General features: G+C 59.7%; 10 protein-coding genes and 1 pseudogene. 1 reads left to right on the top strand and 10 read right to left on the bottom strand.

Annotated elements, in window-relative coordinates; translation table 11 throughout:
• Window positions 1-76 precede the first annotated feature (76 nt).
• From treY to EDC52_RS09585, 4 genes are all read right to left on the bottom strand, one after another.
• Window positions 77-2,632, bottom strand: a complete 2,556-nt coding sequence (gene treY, locus EDC52_RS09600; RefSeq protein WP_131865100.1) for a malto-oligosyltrehalose synthase — start codon at window positions 2,630-2,632, stop codon at window positions 77-79.
• A complete protein-coding gene (gene treZ, locus EDC52_RS09595) occupies window positions 2,629-4,416 on the bottom strand; it encodes a malto-oligosyltrehalose trehalohydrolase (RefSeq protein WP_131865099.1) in 1,788 nt (595 codons plus the stop codon). The genes treY and treZ overlap by 4 nt, the downstream gene beginning before the upstream one ends.
• A 262-nt stretch (window positions 4,417-4,678) precedes the next feature.
• Entirely contained in the window at window positions 4,679-9,442 is a 4,764-nt protein-coding gene (locus EDC52_RS09590; RefSeq protein WP_131865098.1) for an ATP-dependent helicase, read from the bottom strand.
• A 325-nt stretch (window positions 9,443-9,767) separates the two neighbouring features.
• A complete protein-coding gene (locus EDC52_RS09585; protein ID WP_230467991.1) occupies window positions 9,768-10,931 on the bottom strand; it encodes a cobalamin-independent methionine synthase II family protein in 1,164 nt (387 codons plus the stop codon).
• A 179-nt stretch (window positions 10,932-11,110) separates the two neighbouring features.
• Here EDC52_RS09585 and EDC52_RS09580 point away from each other — a divergent pair, with 179 nt between their 5' ends.
• Entirely contained in the window at window positions 11,111-11,605 is a 495-nt protein-coding gene (locus EDC52_RS09580) for a DUF1198 family protein (protein ID WP_131865097.1), read from the top strand.
• Window positions 11,606-11,919: 314 nt separating this feature from the next.
• Here the strand turns inward: EDC52_RS09580 and EDC52_RS09575 are convergent.
• The 6 genes and pseudogenes from EDC52_RS09575 to EDC52_RS09550 form a co-directional block, all read right to left on the bottom strand.
• Window positions 11,920-13,916, bottom strand: a pseudogene (locus tag EDC52_RS09575) (glycoside hydrolase family 31 protein).
• Complete coding sequence (locus EDC52_RS09570) at window positions 13,913-15,292, bottom strand: glycoside-pentoside-hexuronide (GPH):cation symporter (protein WP_131865096.1); 1,380 nt, start codon at window positions 15,290-15,292, stop codon at window positions 13,913-13,915. Before EDC52_RS09570 ends, EDC52_RS09575 begins: the two are co-directional and overlap by 4 nt.
• A 232-nt stretch (window positions 15,293-15,524) precedes the next feature.
• Window positions 15,525-16,478 carry an ABC transporter substrate-binding protein gene (locus tag EDC52_RS09565; RefSeq protein ID WP_131865095.1) on the bottom strand — a complete coding sequence of 318 codons (954 nt, stop codon included), beginning with the start codon at window positions 16,476-16,478 and terminating at the stop codon, window positions 15,525-15,527.
• Window positions 16,479-16,492: 14 nt separating this feature from the next.
• The gene (locus EDC52_RS09560; RefSeq protein ID WP_131865094.1) at window positions 16,493-17,521 is read right to left on the bottom strand and encodes a FecCD family ABC transporter permease; all 1,029 of its coding nucleotides are present in this window, start codon (window positions 17,519-17,521) and stop codon (window positions 16,493-16,495) included.
• Window positions 17,518-18,510 carry a FecCD family ABC transporter permease gene (locus EDC52_RS09555; RefSeq protein ID WP_131865093.1) on the bottom strand — a complete coding sequence of 331 codons (993 nt, stop codon included), beginning with the start codon at window positions 18,508-18,510 and terminating at the stop codon, window positions 17,518-17,520. Before EDC52_RS09555 ends, EDC52_RS09560 begins: the two co-directional genes overlap by 4 nt.
• On the bottom strand, window positions 18,507-19,301 hold the full coding sequence (locus tag EDC52_RS09550; protein WP_131865092.1) for an ABC transporter ATP-binding protein: 795 nt from the start codon (window positions 19,299-19,301) through the stop codon (window positions 18,507-18,509). Before EDC52_RS09550 ends, EDC52_RS09555 begins: the two co-directional genes overlap by 4 nt.
• Window positions 19,302-19,306 lie beyond the last annotated feature (5 nt).

Here is a 19,306-nt window from a genome sequence, read left to right as displayed (position 1 = left end):
CGCTGATCGCCAATCTCGCCGGACCGATGCTGTTCCGGCGCGGCTTGCCTGGCTGACTGACATTATCGTCGGCCACTCACTTTGGGCCGATATCGGCTGCCGCACTCCGTAATACCCGCGCCACACCGCCTGCAACGGATGCCAGGTCAACGCGGTCAGTCACCACCAGGCTTTCCCCGCTGAGAATGTCACGATAGCGGCGATGCGCCAACGGCGATGGCAGTACGATCTCCGCCTCGACCCAGCGGAGGATATACTGATCGGCCAGGCTGCCTTCAAGCAACCGATAAACCACTCGCGGAACGATGACAATAAGGCACTCATCACCCTTAACCCGCGCAAAGGCCAGCAGGTTCTGCGCCTGTTCCCCGCTGACGGTCAGCGGCAGGTAGTCCCCCTCGGCGAACAGCGCCGGCCATTGCTGGCGCACCGCCAAGAGCCTGGCGATAGCTTGCTGCTTTACCTGGCCAAGCAGCCAGTGTTGCTCTGTTGCAGCGCCCGGCGGTAGCGGCTCATCCAGCAGGCCTGCCAAAGCGGCAAAATCCGGTTCGCGTCGGTTGTCGGGATCGGCGAGGCTCAAGTCGAAGGTCTCGCTGCCCTGATAGATGTCCGGCACGCCCGGCGCCGTCAGCTTGATGATGGTCTGGGTAAGGCTATTCAGCAGACCGGCGCGGATAAAGGGTTGCAGAGTGGTGCAGAAATCCTGCAGGAAAGCGGGGTCAGCCGGCGACAGCAGGTGACGGGCATAGTCGATCACCGCATGCTCATAGTCCTGATTGCCATCGCCCCAGTTTGTCCGCAGCTTGGCTTCGCGCAGCGCTTTTTCCACATAGGCGGCAAACCGCTCGGCAAGCGCTGACAGCCCTTGGGCGTCGCCGGGTTGCAGCGTTGTCGGCCAAACACCGGCAAGCGCCTGATAGAGCATCCATTCAACCGCGGGTTCAGGTGCCGGGCCATCGTCCAGCAGCCGGATGTGGTCATGGTTTATCTGACGCCAGCGGGCGACGGATGCGGCCCAGTGGTCCGGCGCTTCGCTGAGCGTATAAAGCCGGGCGCGGGCATCTTCCCCGCGTTTGGTGTCATGGGTTGAGGTCGTTGAGAGCCCAGCAGGCTGGCGTTCCAGCCGGGTCTGCATATCTCGGTGGAACTGGGCAGGCGAAAACGACTGCGGCAAGGGTTCGGCGCCCACCTCGTTCAGGGCCAGCGCCGCATGCTGGCGGAAAAACAGCGTGTCTTCAACCGACTTGGCCATTAGCGGGCCGGTGAGCTGCTGGCAGCGGCGGCAAAACGTGGCAGCCGCCTGCCGGGCAGCGGCAGAAACGTCCCCCGTTATAATGCGAACAATAAAGTCGAGCGCCGCAGGTGCCGGAGGATTATCGCCGACGCTGACCCCGGTGGCGACCTTCTGCAGTAGGCTGAGGTCGGCCGGCGTCAGCCCTTGGCCGGTACCGTAGGTCCGATAGACCGGGAACGCCACCAGTAGTTCGCGCAGGGCTGATCGGACCAAGCCCTCATCCAGCTTCAATGTATCGGTTTGGGCAATGCTCAGGGCAATATTCACTAACCGGGTGAATTCACCCTCGAAATTCTTGTCCGCCATCAACAGTTTGGCTGCCCGTAGTTCAGCGGCCATGTCAACCGGTTGCCCCACCGCCTGGTCATACGCCCGGCGCAGTCGGTCAATATTCTCGCCATCCACCAGCACCGCTGAAAGAGATGCCACAAATTCGTACCCGGTGGTGCCGGAAACCGGCCAGTCAGCCGGCAGGCGTTCACCCTCAGCCAGGATTTTTTCGACGGTGATATAGCAGTCCGGACCGGCTTCCCGGCGCAACCGTTCCAGGTAGGCTTTCGGGTCTGCCAGCCCATCAACATGATCGACCCGTAACCCATCAACCGCCCCGGAATGGACCAGTTCAAGGATCAGCCGGTGCGTATCGTCAAACACCGCAGGGTCCTCGACCCGGACGCCGACCAGGCCGGTGATTTCAAAAAAGCGACGATAGGAAAGGTCACGCGGCGCTTCCCGCCAGCACATCAGCCGATAGGGCTGGCACTGGTGCAGTCTGGCGATGGCGGTTTTGTCGGTCATGGCCAGCACTTCGTCTTTCCGTCCCTGCCAGCTATCGGCGGCGAGCGGATAATAACTAGTGTGGTAGGCGAATACCGGTTTGCCGGTCTGGGGGTGCGCCTCAACGGTAATCTCTCCGTTTGCCACCAGCGATGCAAAGCTGTCCCCCAGAAATGGCAAGGTCAACGGCCGCGACCAATCGATGTCGAAATGGCGGGCATAGCGGCTGTGTTCGCCGTTCTCGATAACATCGCGCCACCACGGATTTTCCAGCGAAGCCGCCATATGATTGGGTACAATATCGATAATCAGGCCCAGCCCGGCCTGTTTCAGGGCGTTGACCAGCCGTAAAAACCCCTCGCGACCACCCAGGGACGGTTCCAGCTGATTAACGTCGGTTACGTCGTAGCCGTGGGTCGATTCGGCCGTGGCGGCGAACAGCGGCGAGGCATACAGATGGCTGATGCCCAGCCGCTGCAGATAAGGTACCAGGTCAGCTGCGCGGTCAAAGGTCATGCCATTACGAAATTGAATACGATAAGAAGCGGTCGGAATGTTCACTTGGCGGCTCCTGGGGCAAGGCGGACGATAACGGAATTCGGCACCAGGCGTTCGGTCCCTTCAGGCCAGGCAAACAGTGTCTCGCCCGGCTGGTCGGTAAGCGGCTGGTCTTGTTCGCCAATATTGAGCGACAGTGAAAGTATCCCTGCCGGGAAAGTCCATCTGACGGCAACCAGGCCAGGTGCGGTCTTCACTATCTGGCCGGCACTACTGCCTGGCGAGGCCAGCAGCGGCACCACGTATTTTTGGCGCAGCGCCAGCAGTTCTCGGGTCAGCGCCAGCCACTGCCGGCCGAGGGTGCTGTCAGGCTTTTTCCAGTCAAGTTTTGACCGCTCAAAGGTACTGGGGGCATTCGGATCGGGCACGCTTTCCCCCTCATGGCCGGCATGGCCCTCGAATTCCCTGGCCCGTCCCTCTCGCACCGCGTTGGCCAGATCCCCCTGGAAATCGGTAAAGAACAGAAACGGCTGAGTCTCGCCATATTCCTCACCCATAAACAGCAGCGGAATGTGCGGAGAGAGCAGCAAGGTGGCGAACAGCACCCGGGTACAATCAGCGCCCGCCAATTGGATAAGCCTCTCGCCCTGGGCGCGATTGCCGATCTGATCGTGGTTCTGGATAAAATCAACAAAGGCGACCGGCGGCTGGCCGGTGCTTTTGACGCCGCGCGGTTTACCGGTCTGCGGTGAAATGTCGCCCTGATAGGCAAACCCCTCCGCCAGTACCCTGGCCACCAAACGTTCGGGCTGCTCGGCAAAGTCCTGGTAATAGCCATGGCTCTCGCCGGTGGCGAAAACATGTACCGCATTATGGAAATCGTCGTTCCATTCGCCGGTGAACAGCGGCGCAGAGCCATCTTCCGCGCGCGGGTGCAGGAAAATGATGTTGCGGCTGTCCTCAGTGGTCAGATGAATCGGCCGCTCGGTTATCCGGGCGCGAATGCGTTCGGCAATAGCCACCAGCAGGTGCTGGTCGGCATCATCGACAATTTGGTCGATGGCATCGAAGCGCAGTCCGTCAAGGTTGTATTCCTCCAGCCAGTAGAGCGGCGCCTCCAGCATATAGCGGCGGGCGGCATCGACGTCATAGGCGATCCCGGCCCCCCATGGGGTCATCCGATCTTTATGAAAGAAGTCCGGCGCCAGCAGTGGCAGATAATTGCCTTCCGGGCCAAAATGGTTGAGTACGATATCCAGCACCACCGAGATGCCGTGCCCGTGGGCAGTATCGACCAATGCTTTGAAATCGTCCGGCGTACCATAGGCGGAATGCGGCGCGTAAAGCAGCACGCCATCATAACCCCAGCCACGATTGCCGCCGAATTGCGACAGCGGCAATATCTCGACCATGGTAATACCGAGTTCGGCCAGATACGGCAGTTTGGCCATCGCCGCCTGGAAAGTTCCCTCAGGGGTAAAGGTGCCGATATGCATCTCGTAAACCACGGATTGTTCCCACCGGCGTCCAGACCAATCGGTGTTGCGCCATTGATAGCGGCCAGGATCGATAACCAGCGAGGGACCGTTGACAGCGGCCTTCTGGGCGCGGGAGGCTGGATCCGGTACCGCGGTGCCGTCGGCCAGTACAAACTGGTATTCGGCGCCCGGTGACACGCCAGTGACCAGCAATTCGAACCAGCCGTCGCCGCTCGGCGTCATCGCATGATCTTCGCCGGCAAGGCGCAGCGTCACCCGCGCCTGTCCGGTCGCCCAAAGGCGAAAGCGTACGGTCCCGGCAGCCAGGTATTCCGCACCCCAACTTTTAGAAAATGATCTGGACTCCATTCATTAGCCTCTTTTAATCCAAAAGCGCTCAATTATGAAGAACAATCATAGACCATTTTTCGGCCGTTCATGGGCAGGTGCAATCTGGCAGAGGTAGCAACTGTCATGGCCGGCACCAGAAATCATCGGCCGCCAGGAGCAGCCTGACCATTGTGCCGCCCGCTCCATGCGATTGAAGCACTGCCGATCGAAAGCAGTTCAGACGCGCCGTTAAAGGGAAATGCACTGCGATTGATGCCGGCAACCTGTCGAGAACGGCGGCTTATCCATACCAGGCATAGCCCTGCGGCACCCGTGAAAAGCCTGCTGCCGGCAAGGCTTTGGCCAGCGGACTGGCCTGGGCCGATTGTCCGTCGATGGACTCCAGCGTAAACCCTCGCCGCTGCTCGCGTTTTAACGCGGCGGTCAATGCCGCCAGCAGCTGGGCATGCCGATCGGCGTCAACGTCAGCTTGCTTCTCAAAAAAAGTCAGCAACTGCCGACCGCTTTGCGCCAGATAACCGCTCAGCCTACCCTGGCAAATAACCACCAGGGCACCGGCACGGCGGGCGGGTCGTATGCCTGAAGGGTGGGCGGGCCACGGCAGCAGCCAGCCGAACGCATTGGCCGGATCAGCGGCGGCAAGCGCTACCGGTTCTGCAGAGCTTTGCTGGGCAAGCTCACGCAGACGTTCAATGCACTCTTTATCGGCAAACTGCGCAGCCCCGAGATGGGTGATAAATCGCCCGCGCAGCACCCGGCCCGCCTGTTCCATCTGGCGCAGTACCGGTTGCAAGGCCGGAAATCCCCCCGGCAGTTGTTCAGCGATTGCGACACCTCGACTGATCACCCCATAGCGGTCAAACAGGTTCTCAGTCTGGATAACCGCCCTGAGCGTCGGATTGACCGGCGCCCCGCTGAGCAATGCCCAGCGGCCGGCCTGCGCCGCCTCGCCCGAGCGGATACTGCTCGCCGGCTGGGGCTTGGCCGGTTGCCAGACCGGCACCCATCCCGCCACCTGACGTCGATGCCGCTGGGGACGGGACGGCCGCGAGCGCACTGGCGGCCGTGAGCCGGTAAGCAGGCGCAGCGGCGACCAGGTGTCACTGGTGACTTGCCCGTGCCAGGCCAGATCCCACAGAGCCTGGGCAACATCAGCCGGATCGCTGGCCGCTGCGGAGAGCCCGGTATCGTCTCCCGCCAGGCGGGCCTGGGCAAGCTGCGCCAGCTGCGGCACAAAGTACGCGCCACCATCGGCCAGTACACTGAGAATTGCCTGCTGCAGGGGGGACAGGGACCCGGCGCCGGGATCCGCTGTCGCCAGCGGCAAGGTGGCACCGGCATTGTCCCGCAGATGCAAGGATATCAGCCCGTCATTATCGCCGGACGCTTCATGGCCTGCCCACATGACCTGACCAGCAGCCATCAGTTCATCCAGCATCGCCGGCCGGTAGTCCTGCACCCTGGCCGGCAACACCTGGCTCTCCCAAAGCGACGCCGGCAATGCCACACCCGCCAGCAATTCAATGACCCGCGCCAGCCCCGGGACACCTTCGAATGCGCCTTTGGCCGCGTCCGGCTCACTGCCTTTCGGCGCCACGCCGGCGTCGAACAACACCCCCTGGCGTTCAAGGATCAGTTGCACATACGCCGCCCGCGGTACCGGTTGAGTAGCCTCGCGGGCCGCCTGCAGTGAACGTGCCCGCAGGCGACGGAATACGCCATCCCAGACCCACTGCGGCGCACTTTCGCCGGGCTCGATGTGTTCAGCTGATGGGTCCGGCGCAGCATCTTGGCGCGTTTTCCCAGCAACGTTGCAGGGAATCAGCTGGCCGGTACTGCGCAGTTGTCCGATCTGCTCGTTGACTATCGCAATGCCCAGACCGAACCGCGCCGCCATCTGGGCCGGGGTAAACGGGCCATGGGTACGCGCATAACGACTGAGCAGGTCGCGCAGCGGCGCATGCACCGATTGCAGAAAATCCCTCGGGATAGCCGGGGGCAGACGACAGCCCAGCGCATCGCGCAATCGAGCGGCGTCTTCGATACTGGCCCAGCGGGGTTCACCGGCGATGCGTAGCTGAATAATACGCCGCGCGGCTTCCAGTTGAGCCAGAGCGTCCCCTGACGCCGTATCGGCCATACGGGCGGCAATCTCCGCGGCATTGAGGGGTCCCAGTTCACGCAGTAAATCGACTAGCCCTTCCAGGCCCCTGGCCTGGCGCGTCTTGGCGGTGCGTTGCAGTTCTTGCTCTACCTGCGCCACCACGCCCGGCTCAACCAACTCGCCCAGTTCTACCTGCCCCAGCAGTTCGCCCAGTAAACCGCTGTCGAGCTGCAGCATCGACGCCCGGTGCTCGGCCACCGGCACGTCGCCCTGATACATCAATTCTATGACATAGCCGAACAGCAGATTAGCGGCAAACGGCGAAGGCGTCTCAGTCGTTACCTCGCGCAGTTGGACTGAGCCTGCATGTAGCCGCTGCATCAGCGACTGCAGGGCGTTCAAATCATAAACATCTTGCAGACATTCTCTGGCGGTCTCGATAATCAAAGGAAAATCATGGTGTTCGCGGGCAATATCCAATAATTGGCTGGCGCGCAGACGCTGCTGCCATAGCGGAGAACGTTTCCCTGGCCGTTGACGCGGCAGCAGTAAAGCGCGCGCCGCACATTCGCGAAAACGAGCGGCAAACAGCGCCGATTGTCCGACGGCATCGGTAATGATCTGCAGCATGCCGTGGCTATCGAACACAAACAGCTCGGCGCCGGGAAGGCGACCGGCGGCGTCAGGCAGGCGAATGATGATGCCGTCATCGCTGGCGACCACCGTCGGGTCGATATGCCAACGCTGGCGGACGCGGGCAGCGATCGCCAGCCCCCAGGGGGCATGTACCCGTTGCCCATAGGGTGAATGTAACATCACTCGCCAGTCGCCGCTTTCATCCCGGCAGCGCTCAATCACCAGGGTCTGGTCAGTGGGAACCGCGCCGGTAGACTCTCGCTGCTCGACCACCAGGTCCAGCAGATTATTGCAGGCGTCAGGGTTAAGGCCGGCGATCCTGAGCCTGGCAGCCATGGGGCTGTCATCAGCCAGCGGTTGTCCCCGCTGAGGAAGTGCTTTATCGATTTCGCCGATAAAAGCCCCGATAGCCTGTCCCAGTTCGGCCGGTCGGCCCAGCTTTTCACCGTGCCAGAACGGCAGTCGGGCTGAGCGGCCCGGTGCGGGTACCACTACCACCTGGTCATGAGTGATTTGCTGGATCCGCCAAGAGCTGGCGCCCAGCGTAATCACGTCGTTGACCCTGGACTCATACACCATCTCTTCATCCAGCTCCCCTACCCGACGAGCGCCGCGCTGTTCATCGCCTTCCGGCAGCACGACACTGTACATACCCCGGTCCGGGATAGTGCCGCCGCTGGTGACCGACAGTTGCTGGGCGCCAGGACGCGCCGTCAGCAGGCCGCTGTCGCGATCCCATAACAGGCGTGGCCGAAACTCGCTGAAGGCTTCGGAGGGATAGCGGCCGGACAGCATGTCCAGTGTGGCGTCGAAGGCGCTGCGCGGTAAAGCGCGAAACGGTTCGGCCCGCCTTACCCGGTCAAACCATTGCTCAATATCCAGCGGCTCCATGGCGACGGCGGCGACGGTATGCTGCGCCAGTACATCGAGTGGGTTTCGCGGTATGGCAATCGCTTCCAGCTTTGCGGCCAGCATGCGCTCTACCGTGACGGTGGTTTCAATCAAATCAAAGCGGGTACGGGGAAAAAACACCCCGGTTGATCTGCCGCCGACCTGATGGCCGGCTCGGCCGACACGCTGCAGCGCACTGGCCACAGAAGGCGGTGCCCCTACCTGAATGACGTTATCGACCAGGCCCATATCGATACCCAGTTCCAGGCTTGAGGTGGCCACCACGCAACGCAGTTCGCCGGATTTGAGCGCCGCCTCGATCTGCGCCCGCTGCTCTTTGGATACCGAGCCATGATGGGAACGGGCCAAGGTTGGCAGCTCGCCGCTGGCACGTTTGCCAGTGCCGCCCGAGTTGGAGAGATAATGCTCCGCCTCCGGTTGATCTTGCTGCCCTGCCTCGCTGCGCCGGCTATAGCCTTCATTCAGCCGGGCGGTCAGCTTTTCAGCCAACCCGCGGGAATTGGTAAATACGATAGTGGAGCGGCAGCGAAGGATTTCATCAAGGATACTGGCCTCGACGTGAGGCCAGATAGAGCCGGCCCGCCCAGAGGATCTGGTCTCCGGCGGACCGTCATCGCGCGCCGGAATATCGGTCATGTCGACCACCGGTACCACGATGTGAATATCAAGCGGCCGATGTGATGGCGGATTGACCAGCGTAACCGGCTGCGCACCGCCCAAGAAGCGAGCCACATCTGCTGCCGGTCGCACTGTCGCCGACAAGCCGATACGCTGCGCCGGCGCGGGCAACAGCGCATCCAGCCGCTCCAGGCTCAAGGCCAGGTGCGAACCCCGCTTGGTGCCGGCTACCGCATGGATTTCATCGACTATCACCGTGGTCACGCCGCGCAATGTTTCCCGCGCCTTGGAGGTCAGCATCAGATACAGCGACTCCGGGGTAGTAATCAGGATATCCGGTGGGCGCCGCAGCAGTCGGGCGCGCTCGGCCACCGGCGTATCACCGGTGCGCATCCCGACCGTCAGTTCCACCGGCGGATCGCCCCGTTTACCGCGCACGGCGTTAACACCCTCCAGCGGTAGGCTTAGATTGCGTCTGACATCAGTGCCCAGCGCTTTGATCGGCGAGATATACACCACCCGAGTGGCCGTGTGCTTCTGACGCTCGGGCTGGCGTTCGCGCTCCTCGAACAGTTGGTCGATGGCGTGCAGAAAAGCCGCCAGCGTCTTGCCGGAACCGGTAGGCGCGATAACCAATGTGCAGTCACCGGCGCTGATTGCCGACCAGGCCTCCTGCTGAGCGGGCGTTGGCTGGCTAAAGGCCTTGGCGAACCACTGGCGGGTCGCCGGCTGAAAGCGGCTTAACGGCGTCGCGTTTTTTTTATTCTGGGGCATCGCTTAGTCAGCCTGAAAGTGAAAAAGTGCAGGCAGGGTCATTGCATATAAGCTTAGCACTAATGTCGCCAGACGGTTGCAGCGGGGCAGGCAGGAACGGGATCATCGCTCAGTTGGCAGGGACAGGCAGAACGCCGTCAGAGCTCGCCCCTGATAACCGGCGGTGGTCGCCCAGGCCGCTAAATGCCGATTCCCCAGGCTGGCAGAAATGTGATCGCCGGTAGAAGGCAGGCCGTCGCTTGCAATAGGTAAAACATCCGCCCCGGCGCAGGGCCGGCCTTCGCATGAAATCCCCTACGCGTGGGCCGGTCAGGGTCTGGCAAGCTTATTTATTCCAGAGTTTTTTACTGGCAAGCTCAGCGCCGGCGCGCATGGCGCGAAATTTTTCACGGATTACCGTCGGATGCACTTCGGTGCGGTAGGTGGCCTGGGATGAGAAGCCGCAGTCAGCGCCGGCAAGCACATTCTCACGTCCCACTCGTTCGGCAAAGCGAACCAGCCGCTCGGCAATCAGCTCCGGATGTTCAACCGTATTGCTGGCATGGCAGATCACACCCGGAATCAACCGCTTGCCGGCCGGCAGCTTGATGTCTTCCCACAAATGGTATTCATGCTCATGGCGAACGTTGCCAGCTTCGAAGGAATAATCCGCCGCATTAATATTCAGCATATAGCGCACGAACTCGACAAACGGCACATCATGAATACGCGGACCTTCATTGATACTGTAACAGGTATGGTAACGGATTTTTTCTTGCGGCAACCCTCTCAGCGCATGATTCAGGATCTCCACATACTCCCCGGCTTTGCGATGAATAGCGCGGTTATCCAGCGTAGGATCGGCAAACAGATCGGGCAGGAACGGGTCATCAATCTGCAGGCTGAAGCCGGCGTCAATTACCGCTTTGTACTCGACACGCAATGCCTCAGCCACCGCGGCCAGATAGTCGCCTTCGCTGGCATAAAACTCATTACTGCCGACGCCGGTAGGCGCAACTGAAGGGATAAAGGCCGAATGGGCCGACGCTTTACCCATGGCAATCTTCAGATTATCCAGGTCACGCTGTAGTTGCGCAACGCCGTGATAGGCGATCGGGCCGGTACAGGCAACCGGTACAAAAGGAACCAGATTGCCACCGAGCATCGCCTCGCCAAAATAGTGTTGGTAGTACTCCGGGAAAGCGTTGACTTCCGCATCGAAGGCGGCATAGCCCTGTCCTGGACGGGGTGAAAATCCGCTCATGCGGTCACGAACATAAGCAAAGAAACCGACTTTGGACTGTTCGCCGTCAGTGACGATATCGATGCCGTCTTCGACCTGCTGCGCAACGGACTCGATAACGGCTTGCTGAATGCAGTTTTCCAGTTCAGCCTGGTTTTGCGCGCCTTCGATATTCAGTTTCATCAGGTCGAGCAATTTCACCGGACGGGGAAGACTGCCGACGTGGGTGGTTAAAATACGATCAGTGCCTTGCAGTGTGGACATCATTACCCTTCAGCTACGGTTAAATACAAGTGGGCAAACACCTTACTATGCGTTCATGGAATTGAAAAGAGCCGCAAGCCTTTCTCGGTTATGCAGCAAATGATGTGAAAGCAGCGGAGAGTCCGGTGTTATTTAGCGCATTTTACTTTTAAGATAGGGCTCGATTTTCAAAAGGATGTCTCATGATTTGGTTAATGCTGGCAACACTTGCCGTGGTGTTTATCATTGGTTTTCGTCTCTTGAACTCAGATTCCCGGCGTGCGTCCCAGGCGCTGACCAAGCGACTGAACATTGAACCGCTCTATGTCGAGTCAATGTTCAGCCACATGGGTAAAATCCCTGCCGGCGAATTCGTGGCTTATCTGTTGCACAACACCGAATCACATATCAGCAATGCCGCAGGCGTGCTGGTTATCTACCAGACCTCTATTCTCGATGATAGCGAAACCAGCCTGACGTTCTGGCACAGCGTACTTGATAAAGCCCAGTTGCCTGCCGAACTCACGCCTAAGCAGGTCCGCCTGGCCCTGCTGTTCCTGCGTGATATAGAGCCCGATCCGACCGAACTGGCCCTTTTCCGGCAGCGCTATAATGCCCTGTTCGCCCCTGCCCCGGAGACGTCCGCCGCCGCGAACGGCAATGTGTATTACATCGATGGCCCGCCGCACAGTCATTAGGCGATTGGCGATTGGCGATTGGCGATTGGCGATTGAACCATCAGCTAACCAAGCAATGAAGCAATAGTGAAGCAATGAGGTTGCGATGCAGTGATGCATTAATGTTGTGATGTCGTGATGGCGTGAGGTTGTGATGTCGTGAGGTCGTGATGTCGTGATGTCGTGATGTCGTGATGTCGAGATGTCGTGATGTCGTGATGTAGTGATTTCGACGTTTTGAATTCCTGATGCGGCCACATTTTCCTGCAGGCAATGGCCTTAGCAGACATCACCGGCGTATTGATAATACCGGCGATATCCGCCTCCAGTCTGCATCAGATCAGTTGAGATAATACCTCAGCCCCATCGCGGATAAATACCGGAATTTCACTGATCGGCGCCTGAGCGGTAATGGTTTGTCCACCCTGATAGCGCTCCCCATTCAGCGCCACCCAGGTTTCACCTGCCGGCAGCCAGACGCTGCGTTGCCGCTGGCCGGCGTAGAGTATCGGCGCAACCAGAATATCGGCGCCGAGTAAATACTGGTCTTCCACTTGCCAGCTTTGCGGCTGTCCCGGATACTGATAAAACAGGGTACGCATCACCGGGTCGCCCTGCTCATGGGCTTCATCCATCACCTGGCTGATATAAGGCCGCAGCTTTTCCCGCAGCTGCAACCCGTCGGCCATCAATTGATAGTTCTCTTCGCCATAGCTCCAGACCTCATTGGGCGCACCGCTGTTACACTGGGCGATACCGTCACGCCAGGGCTCGGCCGGCTGCACCTGTGGTTCCCGATAGCCATGCAGACGCATGACCGGGCAGAATACCCCCCATTGGAACCAGCGGATCAATAACTCCTGGAACGCTGGACTGTTGACATCCCCACCTTGGAATCCGCCGATATCAGTGGTCCACCAGGGAATACCGGCCAATCCCATATTCAGCCCCGCCGCTATCTGGTTACGCAAGGCGTGGAATGAGGAATGAATATCACCGGACCAGGCCAATACGCCATAACGCTGACTGCCGGCCCAGGAACAGCGCACCAGATTGATGATGTCTTCCTCACCCTGCTGGCGCAGGCCGTCGTAAAAACCCTGGGCGAATTTTTGCGGATAAATATTGCCGACTTCCAGCACCGGGCCCAGATGGTAGCGGTAGTTATCAAAATCATAGGCGCGGTATTCAGGTTCGGCTTCATCCAGCCAAAAGGTGCGAATACCCAGGTCGTAGTAGTTTTGCTTTACCTTTTCCCAGACAAACTGGCGGGCCCCCGGATGGGTCGCGTCAAAAAAGGTGCAATTGCCGAGGAAATCCAGGTTTACCGACACCCCCCGGTCGGTATTGACCAGAAATCCTTTTGACTTCATTTCCTTGTAATTGTCGGTACGGCTGTCGACGGTCGGCCAGACCGACACCATCGTTTCAATGCCCAGGGAGTTGAGTTCAGCGACCATCGCCTTGGGATCGGGCCAGTCCAGCGGGTCGAAGCACCAGGTGCCCTGATTAGGCCAGTGGAAGAAATCAATCACTATCACCGACAGCGGCAGTTGACGGCGTTGGTATTCGCGCGCCACTTCCAGCACTTCCTGCTGACTGCGATAACGCAGCTTGCATTGCCAAAAGCCGGTGGCGAACGCCGGCATTTTTGGCGCCTTGCCGGTGGCCTCGGCGTATTGACGCATAATCTGCGCCGGTGCGCTGCCGGCGGTTATCCAGTAATCCATCTGCTCGGTCACCTGGGCTTGCCAGCGGGTCATATTTTTGCCGAACACCGCCTCGCCGATAGCCGGGTTATTCCACAACAATCCGTAGCCCAGACTCGACAGCATAAACGGCACGCTGGCCTGGGAATTGCGCTGGGCCAGCTCCAGCGTACAGCCTTTCAAGTCCAGGCAATTTTGCTGATATTGTCCCATGCCATAGATTTTTTCCTCCGGGCGCGATTCAAAACGCACGGTTAGCTGATGCTTGCCGCCGGGAATGGGTTTGAACTCCCGGGCATCCATCTTCAGTGCGCTGATGTATTTGTCCTGGCTCTTCTCTGTCGCGCCGATCCCCACGGTCGAACGCTGACGCCAGTACTCTTCAAGCAGCAGTTCACCGTGGCGCTGATATCGCCGTTGCGCAGGGTCAAGCTTTCACTGCCCTGACTTATGGTTGATTGAGGCTGCTTGCCAGGCGGCAGCAGTGCCCAGAGCTTGTCATTAAGTTCAGGGCGGCAGGTGGCGCGTACGCGCAGGCTATTATCGCCCCAAGGTTCAATCACCAGTGTCTGCTGGTCAAAATGCCAGAGAATACGGTTTTTCTCAGCGATTAATTCGCTCATGATGGCTCCTGTGTCTGGATAAGTGGCGAGCGCTCGGGCTGTGGCTCTGCGGAAATTTTCGACTGATTAATCTGTTTCATGGTGGCATCGTTCAGTTTGTACCAGCGCATTGCCAGGGCGCTGCACAACGACAGCACTCCCGGCACCAGCGAAAACAGCGCGATAATCGATATCATCGCAGCCGCATTCTGCTGCGCGGCCTGAGGCACATAGCCACTGAGTCCCAGCGTCCATCCGACTACCGCCCCACTGACCGCCATACCCATTTTCAAAATCGCCAACAGGGTGGAAAATACCGTGCCGTCCATCCGTTTCCCCTGCTTGAACTCACCGTAATCCACCACATCGGACATCATCACCCACATCAGCGTGGTGGTGACCTGATAGAAAGTCGACACCAGCAGCGTCATTCCCACCAGCAGTGAAATCCAGGCCGGTACGAAGAAAATGGCGATGCTGAAAACCCCGGTGACTATTGCGCAGAAGGTAAATGCCGCCAGCTTGCTGCGATTGCGGGTCAACGGTTTGACCAACAGGCTGCCCAGGCTTTTACCGATGATATGTGCCGACAGTAGCCACATAAAATAGCTGGCGTTGCCCAGATAATAGGTCACGTAATACATCATGGCGCCCAGGCGCACCACGCCGAAGGAGATATTGAAGAAGATCAGCATGGCGACTACCCGCCACTGATCGTTTTTAATCAAGTCGCGTAAGTCAGCCATGAAATTGGCATGGGTGGGCGGCGCGCTGATCCGTTCTTTGGTGTTCATAAAGCACAGCAAAAACATGACGACGGCAATCGCTGACATGATCGCCATGGCGCCGAAATAACCGTCCAGCCGGTTGCCGCCGCCAAGCATCTCGGCCAACGGCATCATCAGGAAGGTCGACATCGCCCCGCCCAGGGTCGCCAGGAAGAAGCGATAGGACTGTAGTGAAATACGCTGGCTGTTATCGGCGGTAATAATCGCCCCCATCGAGCAATAGGGGATATTAATGGCGGTATACATCAGCATCATCAGACAGTAGGTGACGCTGGCATAGATCATTTTGCCGCCCAGCGATAATGATTCCGGCACCGCATACACCAGCAGGCAACTGACGCCGAAAGGCAGCGCCAGCCAGAGAATATAAGGGCGAAACTTGCCGAAACGGGTGTTCGTTCGGTCAGCGATAAGCCCCATGGCGGGATCAACAATGGCATCCGCCACCCGGGCCACCAGAAACATGGTGCCGACAAACACCGCCGGTAAGCCCACCACATCGGTATAGTAGAAGGTCAAGAAAATGATCACATTATCCAGGCCAATATGACTTGCCATATCCCCCAGACCGTAACTTATCTTTTCTTTTACGGATAACTTTACCGTCATAGTTCTTCCTGCCGTTTTTAGAGTTTTCACCAAACTTCAGCCCAGTAGGGAACTGAAAAGGGAGGAGCCAGGACTGGTTATAGGTGCAGGGGGGACTGACCGCAATTGCGAAATATGGTAGCTAATTTACGATATTTGTTTTCTGTGATACCGGTAACATCCCGCAACGGTGCGGGGAGTCAAAACGGTACGGTGATTAACCAAGGGGCAAATACCTATTCGTTACATTACCTTAAGGCTGTCCGGATTGCTGGATCGTCGCGCTGAGGCGTTCCAGGGTCAGTTCCAGTCCCTTGAAACTCGGTGGATAGACTTGATAGCGTGAAAGGCTGATGGTCTGGCGTTGCGTAAATGCCTGCAAAAACCCTCTGGCGCCGGGGGCGATGCGATCCAGATCCTGATAAACGCTGTCGGCGGTTTCTCCTTTTTCAGGCAGGTAAGAGGTTACGATATAGTCCGCATCAATTGACTCAATCAATTCGGCGGCCATTATCATCCGATTGGTGCCTGCCGGTACCGATGCCACGATCGGCATGGGTCGGTAACCCAGGTCGTCCATCACGGTGGTCAGGGCGCCATAGTCTTTCAGAACGTCAATGGTGCCGTCGCGGCCATTCACCCGTATCGCCACATAGGTCGCGGCCGGGGCACCGGTAGCCTTAAGCCGCTGGCGCCACTCGGCCACCCGCTCATGATAGTGCTGCTTCAATGCACCGAACTGGCTCTCCCGACCGAGCCAGCCGGCCAGGTCCTGGTATAGGCTCAGCATCGGCCGCCCCTGTTCCGGGTTGAACATCAGCGTAGGCGCGATGGTTGAGAGCTGGCTAATCAACGACGCATAATCACCGCTGTTGGCCAGGATCAGATCCGGCTTCAACATGCTTATCCGCTCCAGGTCCGGCTTACCATGCACCGAGGCCAGCGCGACAGCGCTGAAATCCAGGCCAAACAGTTCCCGGCCGCCGCGAATAAAATAGTGGCCGTCGGGCCCCAGCCGGCCAGTGCTGCCTACCAGGTGAGCGCCCAGTTCATGGGCCATCACCGTCAGGGTCCAGTCGTGCAGTGACACAATCCGCTGTGGCGTATCCGGCACATTCACTGCCCGTCCCAGATGATCGGTGACGCTGCGGCCGGCGGCGACAAATGACATTAAGCCACACATCATAATGAAAATAATCCGAATCACGTGGCGTTCTCCTGTTACTGTCTGCGGGTGCGGGCGACGATAAGAAAACCTATAACGCCCGCCAGCGATACCATCAGACCGGCGGGGATAATCAGCGGCAGGAACAGCGTACGTCCGGCCAAATCTGCCAGCAGCATCAATAATGCGCCAATCAGCATCGCCACCGGCAGGATCTCGCCACAGCGGTCGGCGACCATGCGCCGGGCGATATGGGCGGCGATGAGGCCGACGAAGGAAAGGGGTCCGGCGATGGCCACCACCGGTGCTACCAGCGCGGTCGCCAGCAGGATCAGTGCGGGTCGGAACCACTGCGGCGATGCGCCGATGCCGGCGGCCTGAGCGGAACCAAGCCTGAGCGGGGCCATCAGCCGCGGCGCATAAAGCAAAGGCAGGCAAAGCGCCAGCGCCCATTGCCCGAGCCTGGCGGCATCATCGGCCGACACCGCAGCCAGCGATCCGTGTGACCAGGTCAGGTAGCGGGCAAACTGGGTGATTCCGCCGCTGACCATCACGATTTCAATCACTGCGCCAAGCGTGACGCTGACCGCCAGACCAATCAGAATCAGGCCATTGGCGGCATTGAGGTGAAAGGCCAGCGCCAAGACCAGCACGCCGGTGAGCAGTCCGCCGACCAGACCGGTCAGCGCCAGCCAATCGGCAGGAATACCGAATGACACCGCACCCAGCAGGATGCTGGCGCTGGCACCTTGGGAAATACCGATAATACCTGGATCCGCCAAGCCATTGCCGGAAACCACCTGCAGCAGATAGCCGGACGCCGCCACCATCGCGCCGCCCAGTATGGCGACGGCGATGCGCGGCAGCCGCAGTTGCATGATGGCGTTCAGTTGGTGGTCGGCGGCTGCCCCCGGCGAGGACAGCCAGCGCAGCAGGTCATCAGCGGCAATGGCGGTAGTACCCTGCCACAGCGCAACGACGGCAACGATAGCCAGCGCCGCCGCCAGCAGCGCCGCCGCCGTCAGCAAGCGCCGAGAAAAGGGAATGTGCAGGCCGCCGATACGCAGATAATAATGGGCGTTCATCTCGGCCGCCTGCGCATCAGGGTGACGATAATCAACAAGAATCCGCTGCCGCCGACCAGGGACATAATGGTGCCGACATTTAACAGTTGCGGTGCCAGCAGGCTTCGCGCCAGTATATCTGCACCGGTCAGCAGCAGACTGCCGAGCAGCATGGCCAGCAGCAACGGCGCCAGTCCGCTTTCGCCGGCAAACAACTTCGCCATATGGGGAACAATCAACCCGACAAAACCTATCGGACCGGCGATGGTCACCGACAGCACCGGCAGCGCGACCGCCCCGGCCAGCGTCAGCCGCAGGATCCACAAGGGATTGATCCCCAGCGCCGCCGCCTGATCATCTCCCAGCGCCATCACATCCAAAGCGCGGGACAGTGACAACAGCAGTAACAGCGCCATCAGTACCGCCGGCCAGAAGGCCTGCAGCAGCTGATAGTCGAAGATGCCGATGTCACCCACCAGCCAGCCGAGCATATCGCCAAACCCATCCGGGTCCAGCGACAGCACAAACGCCGATAGCGACGAAAACAGCGTGGCGCTCATCACGCCGCCCAGCACCAGATTAAAAGGCTGCCGACCTCCTCCCCCCAGCAGGCTGGCGGCGAAGAACGCGACCATCAGGCCAATGACGCCGCCGGCCATCGCCGGCCAGACAATCTCGGTGCCGTTAAGACCGAAAAAATAAATGCCGCCGATGGCAAATGCCGCAGCGCCGCTATTGATCCCAAGCGTCGATGGCGATACCAGCGGATTACGCAGCAGCTTTTGCAGCACATAGCCTGAGGCGGCAAGCATGGCGCCGAGGGCCATCGCCACCGCCAACCGACTGAGCCGCTGCTTGATGATAACGATATGCGCGTAATTGCGCGGGTCATAATCGGTCAGTGCGGCAATAACCTCGGCCCCACCGACCGGGCGGGCGCCAACGGTCAGATGCACCGCCGCCAGCAACGCCAGACAGCAAAGCGCCAGTAACAACCGAACCGCCGTCATTCCAGCGCCCCCAGCGGAATGGGGATCACCGCCTTGCCAACGGCCACCAACCGGGTCCGGATGCCGTACACATCGGCGATATTATCGTCCGTCAGCACCGTCGCTGGTGTGCCGATGGCCGCGATGTGTCCCTGATGCATCAGTATCAATCGATCGGCGTACAGGCTGGCCTGGGTCAAATCATGCAGCACCGCGACCACCGCCCGACCCGCCCTGGCTTCCGCCCGGGCGATATCCAGCACGCCATATTGGTGTTTCAAATCGAGATGATTGGTCGGTTCATCAAGCAACAGTATCGGCGCGTCCTGGGCCAGGGTCATCGCCATTCGCGCCCGCTGAAGCTGGCCGCCTGAAAGCTGCCCCAGTGGCCGGTCAGCCAGCGTGTCAATGGCCATTCGCTGCAGCGCCCGCGTGACCTGTCGCCGATCGTCCGGCGTCTGGCGCTTGAGCCAGGACTCATGCATATAGCGGCCCATACTGACCAGATCGCTGACCAGCATGCCGTCCGGCAGACCGCCGGACTGTGCCAGCAGCGCCAGACGCTTAGCCAGTTGCCGCCGACTGAAACCGGCGATGTCCAGCCCGTCAATCAGCACCTGGCCGGCTGACGGGCGCAACAAGCCGGCCAATAGCTTTAACAGGGTGCTCTTACCACAGCCATTCGGACCGATAATCGCCAGGAATTCGCCCGGCCGAACGGCCAAGGAAACCTGATGCAGTATGGCCTGATGGCCATAGCTGAAAGACACCTGAGAAAGACGCGCCGCGAGCGTCGGCGTCAGCCGGTTCATTGGGC

The organism is Biostraticola tofi (assembly GCF_004343195.1).
Taxonomy (GTDB): domain Bacteria; phylum Pseudomonadota; class Gammaproteobacteria; order Enterobacterales; family Enterobacteriaceae; genus Biostraticola; species Biostraticola tofi.
The sequence above is the reverse complement of the archived record's forward strand: the minus strand, read 5'-3'. Positions and strand labels throughout refer to the sequence as shown.